Origin of the sequence: Psychrobacter coccoides (assembly GCF_017498085.1) — a bacterium.
In the GTDB taxonomy this organism is placed as follows: Bacteria; Pseudomonadota; Gammaproteobacteria; order Pseudomonadales; family Moraxellaceae; genus Psychrobacter; species Psychrobacter coccoides.
The window spans coordinates 67382-83761 of the sequence record NZ_JAGBKM010000003.1 but is presented as its reverse complement, the minus strand read 5'-3'; the positions used below and the strand labels follow the sequence as shown (position 1 = coordinate 83761).

Annotated in this window: 13 protein-coding genes; 11 read left to right on the top strand and 2 right to left on the bottom strand. The window is 47.5% G+C overall.

What is annotated here, in order from left to right; genetic code table 11:
• The first annotated feature begins 95 nt into the window (after positions 1–95).
• A complete protein-coding gene (locus J3492_RS02815) occupies positions 96–902 on the top strand; it encodes an enoyl-ACP reductase FabI (protein WP_207989628.1) in 807 nt (268 codons plus the stop codon).
• 121 nt (positions 903–1023) lie between these two features.
• Positions 1024–1704: a YoaK family protein gene (locus tag J3492_RS02810; RefSeq protein WP_207989626.1), complete on the top strand. Its 681-nt coding sequence runs from the start codon at positions 1024–1026 to the stop codon at positions 1702–1704.
• Between the two features lie 52 nt (positions 1705–1756).
• On the opposite strand, the gene J3492_RS02805 is transcribed toward J3492_RS02810, so the two are convergent.
• A complete protein-coding gene (locus J3492_RS02805; RefSeq protein ID WP_207989624.1) occupies positions 1757–1933 on the bottom strand; it encodes a hypothetical protein in 177 nt (58 codons plus the stop codon).
• A gap of 376 nt (positions 1934–2309) precedes the next feature.
• Here J3492_RS02805 and J3492_RS02800 point away from each other — a divergent pair, with 376 nt between their 5' ends.
• From J3492_RS02800 to mmsB, 9 genes are all read left to right on the top strand, one after another.
• Positions 2310–3731 carry an SLC13 family permease gene (locus J3492_RS02800; protein WP_207989622.1) on the top strand — a complete coding sequence of 474 codons (1422 nt, stop codon included), beginning with the start codon at positions 2310–2312 and terminating at the stop codon, positions 3729–3731.
• 142 nt (positions 3732–3873) lie between these two features.
• Complete coding sequence (locus tag J3492_RS02795) at positions 3874–5073, top strand: MFS transporter (protein WP_207989620.1); 1200 nt, start codon at positions 3874–3876, stop codon at positions 5071–5073.
• Positions 5074–5247: 174 nt separating this feature from the next.
• Positions 5248–6918, top strand: coding sequence for a fatty acid--CoA ligase (locus tag J3492_RS02790; RefSeq protein WP_207989618.1), 1671 nt, complete (start codon positions 5248–5250; stop codon positions 6916–6918).
• Between the two features lie 192 nt (positions 6919–7110).
• Complete coding sequence (locus tag J3492_RS02785; RefSeq protein WP_207989615.1) at positions 7111–9144, top strand: propionate--CoA ligase; 2034 nt, start codon at positions 7111–7113, stop codon at positions 9142–9144.
• Between the two features lie 308 nt (positions 9145–9452).
• Positions 9453–10940 carry a CoA-acylating methylmalonate-semialdehyde dehydrogenase gene (locus tag J3492_RS02780; RefSeq protein ID WP_207989608.1) on the top strand — a complete coding sequence of 496 codons (1488 nt, stop codon included), beginning with the start codon at positions 9453–9455 and terminating at the stop codon, positions 10938–10940.
• A gap of 39 nt (positions 10941–10979) precedes the next feature.
• The gene (locus J3492_RS02775) at positions 10980–12140 is read left to right on the top strand and encodes an acyl-CoA dehydrogenase family protein (protein WP_207989606.1); all 1161 of its coding nucleotides are present in this window, start codon (positions 10980–10982) and stop codon (positions 12138–12140) included.
• A gap of 65 nt (positions 12141–12205) precedes the next feature.
• A complete protein-coding gene (locus J3492_RS02770) occupies positions 12206–12988 on the top strand; it encodes an enoyl-CoA hydratase (RefSeq protein WP_207989604.1) in 783 nt (260 codons plus the stop codon).
• A gap of 61 nt (positions 12989–13049) precedes the next feature.
• The gene (locus tag J3492_RS02765; protein WP_207989602.1) at positions 13050–14306 is read left to right on the top strand and encodes an enoyl-CoA hydratase/isomerase family protein; all 1257 of its coding nucleotides are present in this window, start codon (positions 13050–13052) and stop codon (positions 14304–14306) included.
• Between the two features lie 86 nt (positions 14307–14392).
• The gene (gene mmsB / locus J3492_RS02760) at positions 14393–15349 is read left to right on the top strand and encodes a 3-hydroxyisobutyrate dehydrogenase (RefSeq protein WP_207989599.1); all 957 of its coding nucleotides are present in this window, start codon (positions 14393–14395) and stop codon (positions 15347–15349) included.
• A gap of 102 nt (positions 15350–15451) precedes the next feature.
• On the opposite strand, the gene J3492_RS02755 is transcribed toward mmsB, so the two are convergent.
• Entirely contained in the window at positions 15452–16210 is a 759-nt protein-coding gene (locus J3492_RS02755) for an IclR family transcriptional regulator (RefSeq protein ID WP_207989597.1), read from the bottom strand.
• Positions 16211–16380 lie beyond the last annotated feature (170 nt).

The window sequence follows — 16380 nt, the reverse complement described above, 5'->3', positions numbered from 1 at the left end:
ATAAGTCATCTGATTATTCTGCTGCTATGGGGCAGTATTTATTTATTATCTCGAATGTATAAGGCATACATCCGATCGGTCAACAAGGAAATATTATGCTACTGCAAGGACAACGCTTTGTCGTCACTGGTATCGCCAGCAAACTCTCTATCGCATGGGCCATTGCCGAAGCGCTGCATCGTGAAGGCGCCTCTTTAATCTTAACCTATCCAAACGATAAGATTAAAAAGCGTGTCGACATGGCCGCAGAAGCGTTTGAGGCAGACTTAGTGCTGAAATGTGATGTCGCCTCTGATGACTCTATTGCTGCTTGTTTTGAGCAAGTCAATAAGCACTGGGGTGATGGTATCGATGGGGTGGTACATGCGATTGGCTTTGCCCCAATGGATCAGCTTGATGGTGACTTTACCAGTGCGACGACTCGTGAAGGCAGTCATATCGCCCATGATATCTCAAGCTATAGCTTTGTAGCGCTGGCGAAAGCGGCCCGTGAGCTGCTCGCGATGCGTAATGGCTCTATGCTGACTTTGACTTATGAAGGCAGCATTTCAGTACTACCTAATTATAATGTCATGGGTATGGCCAAAGCCAGCTTAGAGGCCAGTGTGCGCTACTTGGCGACGTCATTGGGCGGCGAAGGCATTCGTGTGAATGCCATTTCAGCTGGTCCTATCCGTACGCTCGCTGCCAGTGGTATCAAGTCGTTTCGTAAGATGCTGGACATCAGCGAAAAGATAGCACCGCTACAGCGCAATATTACTCAGACCGAAGTGGGCAACGCTGCGCTGTTTTTGCTGTCACCTTGGGCCTCTGGTATTACCGGTGAGATTATGTTTGTTGATGCAGGCTTTAATACGGTTGCCATTAGTGAGCAGCTGATGATGCTTGATGACCCTAAGTAACGTCAGTTAGGCTGACAGGTAATGCTTCATAACATATCGAATTATAAGAAAGGCAGCCAAAAGGCTGTCTTTTTTGGTTATACTAATTGCTTTTTTGATCATGGGGTTTTGGGCCACGCATATGATAAACAAGCTTCCAAGGTGGATATTTTGGGGTGGGGCAGTACTGGCATTTAGTGCAGGCTGTGTCAACACAGCGGCGCTTATGGGGTTTACTAGACTGTCTGTCTCACATGTCACCGGAAATGTGAGTTTGTTTGCCGCCGCTTTGGCTCATTTTGATGTCAGCAGTATACTGTTTATTGGTGCTGCATTATTGTCCTTTTTAGCAGGAGCGATACTCAGTGGCTTTGTGATTGGCCAGCGCTCCTTAAAGCTTGGCAGGAGCTACGGCCGTGCGTTGTATATTGAGGCGGCGCTGTTACTCATCAGCTATCTATTGTATCAGCAGCATGATTATTTAGGGCAGTTGGCAGCCGCTATGGCTTGTGGGTTACAAAACGCTATGGTCGCAACATATAGTGGCGCTGTGATTCGTACCACGCATTTAACGGGTTTAACGTCAGATATGGGCGCCGCAATCGGTAATTGGTTAGCAGGGCGCTCGATTAGTAAGCCCACGCTTGGTTTTCAAGCCATTATTTGGTACTGCTTTTGTGGCGGCGGCGTCGTAGGTGCGTTTTTGTATGCTAGAGTTGGCTATGGGGCTTTTTTTGTACCCATTACCATCGTATTATTGGCTGCATTTATTTATAATTCTGCGTCAGAGCATCTGCCTGAAATGCGCAAACCAAAACAATAAAGCGCTTACCAGAGGATAGATAAGCGCTTATGAGCTCGTTTTTAGTATCAGTTTAATTATCGTCATCTTCTTCAAGTTCGTCATCACTGTGCTCTTCATGCCCATGCATCTCTTGCATCATATCAAGAGCAGAGTCATCAGTACGCTGCTGATCTTCTTCAGCAAGGCCGTCTTGGTTGATGTCTTTAGGGGCAAGTTTGGTGGTTGAGTCAACTTTATTACGTGGCATAAGATACTCCTGTTTATGATTTTAGATGACTGTCAATACAGATAACTCTAGGACATATTAATTTAATATTGATCGTAGCAAGTACAAGTCATTATGAAATAACGTATCCGTTTTATTTAATATCGACTATACCCAACACGGTATTTTAATAAAACCTAAGTATGTGATATCAAATGTGACTTGTACAGGGTAAGACTGAGCGAGTTTAGTGACTGTGTGTAAATAACAGGTTTAAAAAGTAGTCATCAAAGCGTTTATCAAAGTATCAATAAGTATCAATCACAGTAACTTGATGCAAAGTTAGAGATTGTCATGCAACAACTGCATTGTTCTCATCGTTCAATGCCTATTTAAGGTGCTTAAATAAGGAAAAACTATGCCAAGGCAAAAGTTAGATAGCCACATACCCGATGATGGCAACGAGTATTTATTTACTGATACCTTTCCAAAGGGTACCGGTAAAGGTTTGATCATCGTAGCGATTGCAGCCGTGATGAGTATGATCATCTACAATGTGCTACCGTTTGATATCAATGCCAATAAAGGCTTAGCCATGCTGTTTTTTATTGGTGTACTATGGCTTACAGAAGCTTTGCACGTGACTATTACCGCAATTTTGGTAGTGGTTATCGGTGCACTGATAGGCATTCCTGATTTTGATACTAAGATTGGGCTACAAAGCTTCGCCAGTCCTATTATTTATCTGTTCTTTGGTGGCTTTGCGCTAGCTGCCGCTTTGCATGTGCAGCAGCTTGATCGAAAAATCGCTTTAAAGATTATCTCAATGTCAGGTGGTAAGCTTGGCACGGCAGTGTTTTTAATATTTGGTGTGACGGCGTTTTTGTCCATGTGGATATCCAATACTGCCACCGCAGCCATGATGCTGCCATTAGCGCTTGGTATTTTGACGCAAGTCGATCGTGAAAAAGACCGTGGTACCTTTGTGTTTGTACTATTAGGTATTGCGTACTCAGCAAGTCTAGGCGGTCTAGGGACTATCGTTGGGTCGCCGCCTAATGCCATCGCTGCAAAGGCGCTTGATATTGCTTTTGTTGACTGGATGAAGTTTGGTGTACCCATGATGTTGGTGCTCTTGCCAGTGTTATTGGGTGCGATGTATGTGGTGTTAAAACCAAATCTAAACCGGCAAGTGACGGTTTCAGATGAGGCGCCTATTCCTTGGAATAAGCCACGTATCATCACGATTATTGTGTTTTTAGTCACCGCCTTTAGCTGGATATTCTCCAAAAAAATCGGTGCCGCTTTTGGTATTGTTAGTACCGACTCGGTCATCGCATTGTCAGCAGCGGTGGCAGTGGTCAGCTTTGGGCTGGTATCATGGAAACAAGTGTCCGATAACACGGACTGGGGTGTCCTCATGTTGTTTGGGGGCGGCATTGCGCTATCGACGGTACTTAAAGTCTCAGGGGCCTCTTTGATATTGGGTGAGACGGTCGCCAATGCGTTGTCTGCTGCACCGCTTATCGTGGTGATGATTGCGATATCTGCTTTTATTATCTTTTTGACTGAGTTTGCTTCCAACACAGCATCGGCAGCTCTGTTGGTGCCGGTTTTTGCCGCCATTGCAGAGCAAATGGGGCTGCCTCATGAGGTGTTGGTACTCGTTATCGGTATTGGTGCCTCTTGTGCCTTTATGTTGCCTGTCGCCACACCGCCAAACGCCATTGTGTTTGGTACTGGTTTGATTAAGCAAGCAGAGATGGTGCGTACTGGCGTGGTGTTGAACCTTATCGCTACGGTTATCATTGGCCTTTGGGCTTATTTTTTCTTAATTTAATAGACCTTGTGTCACAAAAAACTGATATCTGTGCCAGAGCCGGATATCGGTTTTTTTTATGCTATTGTCTTTTATCTTGCTGTATTTTTAGACAGTGCTTCACTAGTGCTTCACTAGTGCTTAACCAAAGGGTGCGTCAGTCATGTCTTTACCTTTATCGATTCCTCAAAGTCAATCGCCCTCTTGGATACTAAAGCTGACCATCGGCTTGATAGGTATGTTTGCGTTTTTGCAGGTTTATGCCATTCAGGCGTTATTGCCTGTATTAATGGTGGATTTTTCTGCAACCGAAGTACAAGCGGGTATGGTCGTCGGCGCAACGGTAATGGCGATAGCAATCATGTCGCCTTTTTTAGGCATGCTCTCTGATGCGATCGGTCGCAAGTCCTTTATCGTTGGTGCGTTATTGTTTTTAGCTGTGCCTACAGCGCTTATCGCCCAAAGCCCTAGTATAGGTTGGCTTGGGTTGTGGCGTTTTATGCAGGGGCTGTCTGTGCCTGGTATTACAGTGGTAACTATTGCTTATATAGGTGAGGAGTTTGAGGGACGGGCTGTAGCAGAGCTGATGTCGTTTTATGTTTCAGGCTCAGTGTTTGGCGGTTTTATGGGTCGGTTTTTGCTTGGTCATTTGCATGAGTTTATCGGCTGGCGCAATGGTTACTACGTGATGGCGACCATGACGCTGATAGGCGCACTGTGGGTGAGTAAGATGCTACCGTCCTCACGCTGCTTTGAGGCCAATCCAAACTTTCGCTCAGCGATACAGACGCTTGGTGAGCATCTGACCAATCGTTATGTGGTGACCGCTTGCCTGCTTGGCGGCTGTGTGCTGTTTTCATTAGTAGGCTGCTTTACGTTTATTAATTTGCATCTTGCTGAAACGCCATACGAGCTGAGTACCGGACAGTTGGCGAATATCTTCGCAGTGTATCTCATTGGGGTGCTTATTACGCCTTTGACGACATCGCTACTGCGCAAGTTTGGGGCGGCACGAATCGTACGAGTGGCGGTTGTGGTCTCGACGCTAGGGGTTCTTTTGACATTGGTGACACCACTTTGGGGAGTGATTGCCGGTCTTATTATCATGTCATCGGGGGTGTTTATTACTCAGTCGGCGACCATCAGCTATATTGCGGTCAATGTCAAAAAAGGACGCTCACTGGCGTCTGGGCTATATTATATGGCTTATTATGCAGGCGGTACTATGGGAGCATGGGTTTGCGGGATTGCTTATGCCAAGGGTGAGTGGCCGCTCACGGTTTGGTTGTTATTGTTTGTACAGGTATTGGCGCTACTGGTTGCAAGCTTTGGCATGGTAAAAAGAAAGGTGGTAGCCGGCTAATATACGTCTTGGTTTGCTTACGAGTATCTGCTTTACATGGCGTTGGTTTTTTTCTACTATCAATAAACACTATGGATTGTGTATTTGCATGACAATATTGATTGCCATATTAAATGATAGCAAATGCTAATGTTAAACCTGTGTTCTTTTTAATGACCCACAAGGAAGTAAAAAATGTCCGATATCTATAACAGTGCGCCGTCTGCTTATGAGTTTCCGCTACTCATCAAACAATTATTAAACCGTGCCAAAACAGTGTCTTTAGATCAAGAGATTATATACGCCGATAAAAAGCGCTTTACTTATAAAGACTTGTTTGCCCGTATCAACCGCCTAGCGAATGTGTTGGCAGACTTAAACTTGGCGGCCGGTGATGTGGTCGCTGTCATGGACTGGGACAGTCATCGCTATCTTGAGTCTTACTTTGCCGTGCCGATGTCACAGTATGTCTTACAGACGGTCAATATCCGTCTGTCACCTGAGAAGGTGCTTTATACCATCAACCATGCCAAGCCTAAAGTACTGTTGCTCAACTCTGAGTTTGCGCCTTTAGTCAAAGACTATCAGTTTGAAAACTCCAGTATCGAGCATATTATTTGGCTCGATGATAATGACGTGACGGTTGAAGGGGTGTTTGGTGACAATCAAGGCCGTGTCATCGGTGAATATGAAGCCCTGCTCGATGCGGCTGATAGTGAGTTTGATTTTCCAGATTTTGATGAAAACACCATCGCCACGACCTTCTACACGTCAGGTACGACAGGCGATCCAAAAGGGGTGTATTTTAGTCATCGGCAATTGGTATTACATACCCTCACAGAAGCGGCATCACTAGGGATGTTACCCAATAAGCAAGGCGTCAGCTATGGCGATGTCTATATGCCGATGACGCCGATGTTTCATGTGCATGCGTGGGGCTTTCCGTTTACCGCCACCATGACGGGATTAAAGCAAGTTTATCCTGGACGCTATGCCCCTGATACGCTGTTTGACTTAATTTTAAACGAAAAGGTCAGTATCACCCATTGTGTGCCTACGATATTGCAAATGGTGCTTAAAGAAGCGCAAGATCGAGACGCCAGCTTTAATGGTTTAAAGATGATCATTGGTGGTTCTAGGTTGACTGAAGGGTTGGCAAAGGCGGCACTGGATCAAGGCATTGAGGTCTATACCGGTTACGGCATGTCTGAGACAGCGCCTTTAATTAGCTTGACAGACTTCAGTATCGGCGAGCCTGAGAGATCTGAAGAAGAAGACATCAGCCGCCGCTGTATGACCGGCAAGCCTGTGTTGATGGTCGATGCCCAAGTTTGGGGCTCAGACAACACTCCAGTCGGTGTGGGTAAAGACAACACAGGTGAGCTGGTGTTGCGGGCGCCTTGGCTCACCCAAAGTTACTTCAAAAATGACGATGCGGGCACTGAGCTGTGGGAAGGTGGCTATATGCACACTCAAGACATCGCTTATATGCGACCTGATGGCTATATAAAAATCACTGATCGTCTCAAAGATGTGATCAAATCTGGCGGCGAGTGGATCTCATCGCTAGAGATAGAGACGATATTGTCCTTGCATCCGGCGGTAGATGATGTGTCGGTCATCGGTATACCTGATAAGGTATGGGGCGAGCGTCCATTGGCACTGGTGGTGCTCAAAGCTGACTGTCAAGATACCAGTAGCGAGGATATCCGAGCGATCGCTGAGCAGGCCGTGACTCGTGGCATTATCCCTAAATACGGTGTGCCCAATGATTTTAAGTTCGTTGATGAGCTGCCCAAGACGTCGGTTGGCAAACACGATAAAAAAGTCATGCGTGATAGGTATGCCAGTGCGGCAAAAAGCTAAGCAGACAACCCCTTGTCGCATCTTGCAGTTTATGCGCTTAAGAGTTGACCTTTATCAGTAGCTCTGTTACATTTTAAACCGATACGCATTAAATCGATACATTGCGTATCGGTTTTTTGCTTTTAGCTATTGGTAATAGGCATGGAGTTGCCTATACTTTGTTATATTTCGTTTACGCTAAGGATAGCCACTATGAGCGAACAGATCGCCAACAACGTCTCTGAATCATCCCTGCCAAGCACTCAGCAACCTTCTTCTTTTGCTGATATTTATCATTCTTCTATTCATAATCGTGAATCGTTTTGGGCGCAGCAAGCTAAGCGCATTTATTGGCACAAACAACCAGATAAAATCCTAGACGACAGCAATTTACCTTTTGCCAAATGGTTCGTCGGCGGCGAGACCAACTTATGCTATAACTGTGTCGACCGTCATCTGCCTGACCGCGCTGAGCAAGATGCCTTTATCTGGCTGTCCTCTGAGATTAATCAGGAACTGATCGACACCTTTCCGGCGGTCGCTGATGCATTTAGTGACTTGGGCAATAGTGTTGAGTTTTATACCGACTATACCAAGCGTCGTCTGACGTACAATGACCTTTATAAAGAAGTGAATTACTTTGCAGATGTACTGCAGCGCCATGGTGTCGGCAAGGGCGATCGGGTGATTATTTATATGCCGATGATATTGGAAGCCGCTTATGCCATGCTGGCCTGTACTCGGATAGGGGCGATACACTCAGTGGTTTTTGGCGGTTTTGCGGCGCACAACTTGGCCATTCGTATGGATGATGCTGAAGCCAAGATGCTCATCACTGTCGATGCAGGTTTGCGTGGCGGTAAGATCATTAACTATAAAAACTTAATCAATCAAGGGGTGGAGCAGGCCAATCATAAGCCTGAACATGTCTTGGTCGTCAATCGAGGGATTTTGCCTTTTAAAGCGCAGCCGATAGATGTGGACTATGCCACAGAGCGCCGTATCAGCTGTGATGCCAATGCGACGGTCGATCCTGTCTGGCTGGAGTCCAATGAGCCCTCTTATCTGCTATACACCTCTGGCACCACAGGTACACCAAAAGGGGTGCAGCGTGATACAGGGGGTCATGCTGTTGCCCTCACCACGTCTATAGATTACGTCTATAACGGCAAAGCAGGTGAGACGTTTTGGACGATATCTGATGTCGGTTGGGCGGCAGGGCATTCTTATACCATTTATGCCCCATTACTGGCTGGCATGACCAGTGTTATGTATGAAGGACTACCACATCGCCCGAATCCAGGCATATGGTGGCGTATCGTTGAGGCCAATAAAGTCAATATTTTGTTTACTGCACCGACGGGTGTTCGTATGCTCAAAAAACAAGACGAGACATGGATGACCCGTTATGACGTCTCAAGCCTTAAGTCCTTCTTTTTGGCCGGCGAGCCGCTCGATGAGTCAACTGCCAGCTGGCTAACCGAGCATTTAGGAGTGCCTATTTTAGATCACTATTGGCAAACAGAGTCAGGCTGGCCTATCTTAAGTCATGCGCCCAAGTTTAATCATAAGCCGCACAAGCAAGGCTCTCCTGGTTACCCAATGTATGGCTATGATGCCCATGTCATTAACGAAGAGACGGGCGAACCTTGCGCTGCTGGCGAAAAAGGCTTATTGGCGATTGCTGCGCCGTTGCCGCCTGGATGCTTGACCACAGTCTGGCGCAACGATAAACGCTTTATTAGCAGTTACTTTAATTTATTTGATGGCAAACAATACTCCACTTCAGACTATGCGGTCGTCGATGAAGGTGGCTATTTTCATATCTTGGGTCGCACTGATGACGTCATCAACGTCGCAGGACATCGAATTGGCACACAAGAGATTGAAGAGGCAATTAGCACCCATCCTGAGATTATAGAGTGTGCGGTGGTAGGTATTGCCGATGAGCTAAAAGGCGAGCTGCCCATTGCGTTTTGCGTACTCAGAGATCATGAGCAAGTCAAAAGCACCGAAAATCGCTTTCGCCTCGAGCAGCAAATCGTCGGTGCCGTAGTCAAGTCGCTTGGCGGTATCGCTCGTCCTGCAGCAGTCTATTTTCCGCAAGCACTACCAAAGACGCGCTCAGGTAAAATCCTGCGCCGCTCTATTCGTGCTTTAGCAGAAAACAAGCCCACAGGAGACATGTCAACCCTTGACAATCCACCTGCTATTGACGCCGTCAAGCAATCTATGAAAGATTACTGATGGTTTACGTTATCAATAAACCTCGAGAGTGAGTGGTTACTAGCAAGCCATCTCATAACGACGCTGTAAGCTCATGAGTCATCATGGGCTTTTTTATCAAAGGCTTGCTCGTGTACATCGGCTCAAAAACAGATTAAATATCATAAAGCACTTGACCCTAAAATCAATTTGTTGTTATAGTCAATAACGATACGAAATAAATCATTTTAAATAAACAGTTAGCAGTAAGTCGTTTGGTTGTTTATACCTTTTTATTCATATTAAGACGCTATCTCATGGCAGTCTCGCACCCAAGATAAGGATATCTTATGCATCATGTTCAGCAGCTCATCAATGGTCAGTTCGTTGATTCTAATACCAGTGAATGGATCGATATCACTGATCCTGCAACCCAAGAAGTCATTGCCAAAGTCCCACAGACCACTGACGACGAAATCAATCAAGCTGTGGCAGCCGCTCAAGCCGCCTTTCAAACGTGGCGCAAAACGCCTATCACCACTCGTGCACGCATCTTTTTAAAGTATCAGGCGCTTATCCGTGAGCATATGGATGAGCTGGCAGAGATATTGACTGCTGAGCAAGGCAAGACGATCGCTGATGCTCGAGGCGATGTGTTTCGTGGTTTAGAGGTGGTCGAGCATGCCGCCGGTATTGCTAACCTACAAATGGGCGACTTCGTCGAAAACGTGGCTTCCAATGTCGATACTTACAGCATTTGGCAGCCTCTTGGTGTCTGTGCGGGTATCACACCCTTTAACTTCCCAGCGATGATTCCGCTTTGGATGTTTCCGATGGCGATCGCTACCGGCAACACCTTTATACTAAAGCCATCTGAGCAAGACCCGATGGTCACGATGCGTCTGGTAGAGTTGGCTGTGGAGGCTGGTGTACCTGAAGGCGTACTTAACGTGGTGCACGGCGGCAAACCAACGGTCGATGCGATTTGTGATCATCCCGATATTAAGGCGGTCTCCTTTGTCGGTTCGACTGCTGTGGGCAAGCATGTCTATGAGCGTGCCAGTCAATCAGGTAAGCGTGCTCAGTGCATGATGGGTGCTAAGAACCATGCCGTTATCTTGCCTGATGCCAATAAAGAACAAACGCTCAATCAGCTGGCAGGCGCCGCCTTTGGTGCAGCGGGTCAGCGCTGCATGGCGCTATCAGTGGTGGTATTGGTTGGTGCAGCGGGTGACTGGATTGACGAGATTAAAGCCAAAGCAGAAGGGCTAGTGGTATCAGCGGGCAAAAACGATAAAGATCTTGGCCCTCTGATTTCCCCTGCCGCCAAAGACCGTGTCGAGCGTCTGATAGGTACAGGCGTCGAAGAAGGGGCAAGTCTAATTCTGGATGGTCGTGGTATCACGGTTGAAGGGTTTGAAAAGGGCAACTTCGTCGGCCCGACTATATTTGACAATGTCACCAGCGAGATGCAGATTTATCAACAAGAAATATTTGGACCTGTGCTCTGCATCATGCGTGCTGATAGCTTAGATGAGGCGATAGCGCTGCTCAATGACAATCCAAACGGTAATGGCACGGCGATATTTACCCAATCAGGAGCGGCGGCGCATAGATTCCAACAAGATGTGCAAGTCGGTCAAATCGGTATTAATCTGCCGATTCCTGTGCCCTTACCCATGTTCTCATTCTCAGGCTCACGTGCCAGTAAGCTTGGTGATCTGGGGCCTTATGGTAAGCAAGCGGTACAGTTTTATACCCAAACAAAGACCGTCACTGCCCGCTGGTTTGATGACGAGGCAAGCCGTGGTAAAGTAAACACCACGATTTCGATGTAACTACCTGCCTTATTTGCCAAAAGAGACAAGGATGACCTTATGGACTTTTCATTAACCGACGACCAAATCGCTTTTCGACAGACAGCCCGACAGTTCGCCCAAAAGGAGCTTAGGCCGAATGCTGCTGAATGGGATCGCACCTCACACTTCCCAGTTGATGTCATCAAAAAAACAGGTGAGCTTGGTTTTTTAGGACTGTATACCAACCCAGACTATGATGGACTAGGGTTGCCCCGTTTGGACTCTGCGATGGTGTTTGAGGAGCTGGCATGGGGTGATACCGCTGTGGCAGCCTATATGAGTATTCATAATATGGCCGGCTGGATGATCGGCGAGTATGGCAGCGATGCGCTGTGCAAAAAGTATCTGCCACAAATGGTCAGCGGTGAGTGGCTGGGCAGCTACTGTCTGACGGAGCCCAATGCTGGCTCAGATGCGGCCTCACTACGCACCAAGGCCGTCAAGCAAGGCGACTCTTATGTGCTCAATGGCGAAAAAACCTTTATCTCCGGTGCAGGGTCTACTGACGTACTGGTGGTGATGGCACGTACAGGCGGCGCAGGGCCAAAGGGGGTCTCAGCATTTGTAGTAGACGCTGACAGCGCTGGTATTGAATATGGCAAAAACGAGCATAAGATGGGCTGGAAAGCACAGCCGACCCGCACCATTAGCTTTAAAGATGTCAAAGTACCAGCAGAAAACTTAATCGGTGAGGAAGGACAAGGTTTTCGTATCGCTATGAAAGGGCTTGATGGCGGTCGTATCAATATCGGTATCTGTGCCGTGGGTACGGCGCAATCAGCGCTAGAGACTGCCACCAACTATGTTCAAGAGCGCAGCCAGTTCGGTAGTCCGATTGCCAGTTTGCAGTCGGTGCAGTTTAAGCTTGCTGACATGCTTACCCAAACGGTAACGGCTCGCCAAATGCTCTATCTAGCGGCCAATAAAATCGACAATAATGATGCTCAAGCCTCTACCTACTGTGCGATGGCCAAGCGTCTCTCAACTGATCTTTGTTTTGATGTTGCCAATGAAGCCTTGCAGCTGCACGGCGGCTATGGCTATCTAAACGAATATCCGCTTGAGCGCCATGTGCGAGACTTGCGTGTCCATCAAATCTTAGAAGGCACCAATGAGATTATGCGAGTGATTGTCTCACGTCAGCTGATGCAAGATGAAGCGCTCAGCCAATTGCGCTAGATACTATGCTTATTTTATCGCTATCAAAAAATCATAGTACATTTAAATAATATAAAGGGTTATTTATGACGGATTATACCAACCTTAAGCTATCGATTGATGGTCATACTGCGATCGTCACTTTGAACAACCCTCCAGCCCATACTTGGACGATGGAGAGCCTGCCAGCCTTAAAGCAGCTGGTCACAGATCTCAATGCCAATGATGAGGTGTATGCGCTCATCATTCATGGCGATGGTGAGAAGTTTTTTTCTGCAGGGGCCGATCTAAACAATTTTGCAGACGGTGACAAAGGTCGAGCCGTCAGTATGGCGATAGCCTTTGGCGAAGCGTTTGAGGCGTTGTCGAGTTATCGTGGTGTGAGTATCGCTGTCATCAATGGCTATGCGATGGGCGGCGGGCTTGAGTGTGCCTTGGCCTGTGATATTCGTATTAGCGAGGCGCATGCTCAGATGGCACTGCCAGAGACTGGCGTGGGGTTATTGCCATGTGCTGGCGGGACACAAAACCTGCCTATGCTGGTCGGTGAGGGTTGGGCGAAACGTATGATATTATGTGGTGAGCGTGTCGATGCCGATACAGCATTGCGTATTGGCTTAGTAGAAGAAGTGACGGCAAAAGGCGAAGGCCTACAGGCAGCGCAAGCCTTAGCACAAAAAGTTGCCAAGCAGTCTCCTGTCGCTGTCAGCGCCTCTAAAGCACTGATTCAAGCGGCGAGAGACAATCCACCTGCCCAGAACCTCATCCATGAGCGTGAAGCTTTTGTTAAACTCTTTGATACCCAAGATCAGCAGGAAGGCGTACAAGCATTCTTAGAAAAGCGCAAGCCCAGCTGGCAAAATAAATAAGCGCTTGCGGCAGTTTTGATAAAGTGCCCTAATATTCATTTTAATTTTTGTAGGTCTTTTTATGACAACCCCCACAAATAACAATAATCAAAACACCACAGAGCAAGAAGCACCAGTATTGTTTCAGACGGAGGCGACTGACTGTGGGCATCTGCTTGGCATCATGACACTTAACACCCCAAAGTCTCTTAATGCACTCAGTGTGGAGATGTGCCAACTGCTGTCTCAGCAGCTGGATGAGTGGCAAAATGACAATAAGGTAGTGGCACTGGTGCTAAAAGGTGCAGGCGATAAGGCGTTTTGTGCAGGCGGAGATATTCGCAAGCTATATGACAGTATGTCAGAGACGGCGCCCATGCCCAATCCTTATGCTACCGAGTTTTTCGGTCATGAGTATCGTCTATATCGGCAGATGCACTTTTATTCCAAACCTTTGATCCTTTGGGGTGATGGCATCATCATGGGCGGTGGTATGGGGTTGATGGCAGGCTGCAGTCATCGTCTGGTCACTGAGCGTACTCGCTTTGCTATGCCTGAGGTCACTATAGGCCTGTTTCCTGATGCTTCTGGCAGCTGGTTTTTGCAGCGCATGCCCGCCAAGACAGGCTTGTTTTTGGGACTGACAGGGGCGATGTGTAATGGCAGTGATGCGATGCTGGCCAACCTTGCAGAGTATGCGGTAGCAAGTAGTGACTACGATGCCATTATCAAGCGTCTCAAGCAAAGTGACTGGCGAGCGGCAGCGTCTGCCACAGACCACTGTCGTCACCTACATCGTGATAGTGCTCATAGTGTCGTTAGTCGGGCATTAGCGGCACAGCCTGCCGCTGAATTGCCAGCGAGCAAACTGGCCACTTATTGGCAGCCCATCTGGCGATTGATGAATAGCGGCGGACTGGGTGATATTGATGCGCTGCTGCAAAGTGATGAAGCATTGGCCGAGCTGGATGCAGACTTTGCCAATGACAGTTGGACCCAGCGTGCAGTCGCTACTTATCGTCAAGGCTGTCCAGTCACAGTCGCTCTGACTTATGCACTTTATCATAAAGTCGCTGAGCTCTCACTTGAGCAGGTGCTATACCTAGAGGCCAATGTAGCAGTGCACTGCGCCGCCAACCCTGACTTTAAAGAGGGCGTGCGTGCGCTGTTGATTGATAAGGACAAAACCCCACAGTGGTCACGATCACTGGCAGACTGCCTCAGCACTGACGGGCAAGCATACATTCATCAGCACTTTAGCGACCCCTATACAAAAGGCGAACATCCTTTAGAGGGCTGGCTAGACAGTGAGGCACTCGGTAGCCAAAGCGTCCGCTGATATTTGAATGTGTAACAGACCCTAATATAATAGGCATAATTAAAGATAAATTGATAATAATTGTACAGTCATCAAGGAGTGATGCTATGACAGCAAGAGATACCAGCGCAAATGACGGCCATACTGACAAACCTAAGATCGGTTTTATCGGTCTGGGCAATATGGGGGCACCAATGGCAGAAAACCTGCTAAAAGCAGGCTATGCGCTAACAGTATATGACTTATCTGCCGACGCTACCCAGCGCTTACAGCAAGCAGGTGCCAATGTTGCCGATAGTCCTGAAGGTGCGGCAGCAGGTGCGCAAGTCGTCATCAGCATGTTGCCTGCTGGTAAACATGTGCATTCGGTTTACTTAGGTGATATGAGCGCAGAACAAAGTGGCAGTACTGGCTTATTAGCAAAACTACCAAAGGGCACACTGGTCATCGATAGCAGCACGATCGCCGCCGCTGATGCACGCAAGGTCGCCGACGAAGCGGGCAAGCTTGGTATTGAGTTTTTAGATGCGCCAGTCTCTGGGGGTACCGGCGGTGCTATCGCAGGGACGTTGACCTTTATCGTTGGCGGCAGTGCTGAAGCCTTCGCCAAAGCCAAGCCTATACTAAGTATGATGGGAAAAAACATCTTTCATGCTGGCGATCATGGCGCAGGACAAGTGGCCAAGATATGCAACAACATGATGCTTGGTATCTTGATGGCAGGTACCGCAGAGGCCATCAACTTGGGGGTCAAAAACGGTCTGGATGCCAAGGTGCTATCAGATATCATGCTACAAAGCTCAGGTCGCAACTGGGCGCTAGAAGTATACAACCCTTACCCACAGGTTATGGAAAACGTACCCTCAAGTAACGGCTACAAAGGTGGTTTTATGGCCAATCTGATGCAAAAAGACCTCAATCTGGCGATGGATACCGCAAAAGACACAGGTGCCAAAGCCCCAATGGGGGCCAAAGCCACCGAGCTATATAGCGCTCATGTCACTGAGCATGGCGATAAGGATTTTTCTAGTATCATGGCTCTGCATGATAGCTCAGTCCTATAGCCTAGCGCTATATCGTTTACTGTGACTCAGATTTTTTAGGCTTAAAAAAACAGTCTGCGTTATCATTGATAGCGCAGACTGTTTTTTATTAAGCACTATTTACTAGTCTTGCAGCTCATAAACGAGCGTTTGAATGTCGTGAGCCGCCGCTTGCAGGCGAGGCACGTGCACCATCAGCTCATCGAGTGAGACTCGGATGGTAGGCGCATGCACGTATAGTGAGGCCAGATAACGCGACTTTTTATCCAATACGGGCACCGATATGGCCACCATCTCAGAGATAAACTCTTCATTATCGATACCGATGCCCGTCGAGGCAATATGGTCGAGCTCAGCATTTAACGTATCGATATCAGTGATGGTGTTTTTGGTAAACTTAGTGATGGGCAGGTTACGTAACATCTTGCGGCGGCTGGCATCAGAGAGTTGGCTTAGGTAGAGCTTGCCAGTCGCAGTGCACCACATAGGCGACTTGGCACCAACAGGTAAGTAGATTTGTAGCGGTAGCGTGGTCGCCACACGATTGCTGTAGACCATATCCATATGATAAGGAATACCGATACCACAGGTCTCTTCAATGTCTTCTACTAGCTTTTGCAAGACCACTTGCCGCTCATTAAAAAACTGCCGTTGTTGCCACAGCTCGACGCTCAGATTGCGTACCCGCTTGCCAGGGATAATCCCACCACCGATATCGACAGCGACAAAGCCTTCTTCGACCAAGTTTTGTAGTAGGCGATGGATCGTCGGTTTGGGAATATCAAGCTCTTGTGACAGGTCAAGTGGAGTAATCGGCTTGGGCGCATACGACACAGCTTCTATGATTTCTAGCACACGGGTAATCGATGACACTTTAGGCATAAGACAGCTCTAAGTTAAGATAATAAATGGTAGGCAACGCAAACACAGTGACTGAAACACAGTGACTGAAATACAGTAACTTAGGCGCTGCTAAAGGATATAGAGTATTCAATATGGCTTATATAATAACGAATTTAAGACCCAATTAAAACGATATAAATTAAATCACT

Excerpts from the sequence above, each read along its gene's own strand:
- J3492_RS02815 (WP_207989628.1), top strand. The coding sequence starts at position 96 with ATGCTACTGCAAGGACAACGCTTTGTCGTCACTGGTATCGCCAGCAAA.
- J3492_RS02810 (WP_207989626.1), top strand. The coding sequence starts at position 1,024 with ATGATAAACAAGCTTCCAAGGTGGATATTTTGGGGTGGGGCAGTACTG.
- J3492_RS02805 (WP_207989624.1), bottom strand. The coding sequence starts at position 1,933 with ATGCCACGTAATAAAGTTGACTCAACCACCAAACTTGCCCCTAAAGAC.
- J3492_RS02800 (WP_207989622.1), top strand. The coding sequence starts at position 2,310 with ATGCCAAGGCAAAAGTTAGATAGCCACATACCCGATGATGGCAACGAG.
- J3492_RS02795 (WP_207989620.1), top strand. The coding sequence starts at position 3,874 with ATGTCTTTACCTTTATCGATTCCTCAAAGTCAATCGCCCTCTTGGATA.
- J3492_RS02790 (WP_207989618.1), top strand. The coding sequence starts at position 5,248 with ATGTCCGATATCTATAACAGTGCGCCGTCTGCTTATGAGTTTCCGCTA.
- J3492_RS02785 (WP_207989615.1), top strand. The coding sequence starts at position 7,111 with ATGAGCGAACAGATCGCCAACAACGTCTCTGAATCATCCCTGCCAAGC.
- J3492_RS02780 (WP_207989608.1), top strand. The coding sequence starts at position 9,453 with ATGCATCATGTTCAGCAGCTCATCAATGGTCAGTTCGTTGATTCTAAT.
- J3492_RS02775 (WP_207989606.1), top strand. The coding sequence starts at position 10,980 with ATGGACTTTTCATTAACCGACGACCAAATCGCTTTTCGACAGACAGCC.
- J3492_RS02770 (WP_207989604.1), top strand. The coding sequence starts at position 12,206 with ATGACGGATTATACCAACCTTAAGCTATCGATTGATGGTCATACTGCG.
- J3492_RS02765 (WP_207989602.1), top strand. The coding sequence starts at position 13,050 with ATGACAACCCCCACAAATAACAATAATCAAAACACCACAGAGCAAGAA.
- mmsB (WP_207989599.1), top strand. The coding sequence starts at position 14,393 with ATGACAGCAAGAGATACCAGCGCAAATGACGGCCATACTGACAAACCT.
- J3492_RS02755 (WP_207989597.1), bottom strand. The coding sequence starts at position 16,210 with ATGCCTAAAGTGTCATCGATTACCCGTGTGCTAGAAATCATAGAAGCT.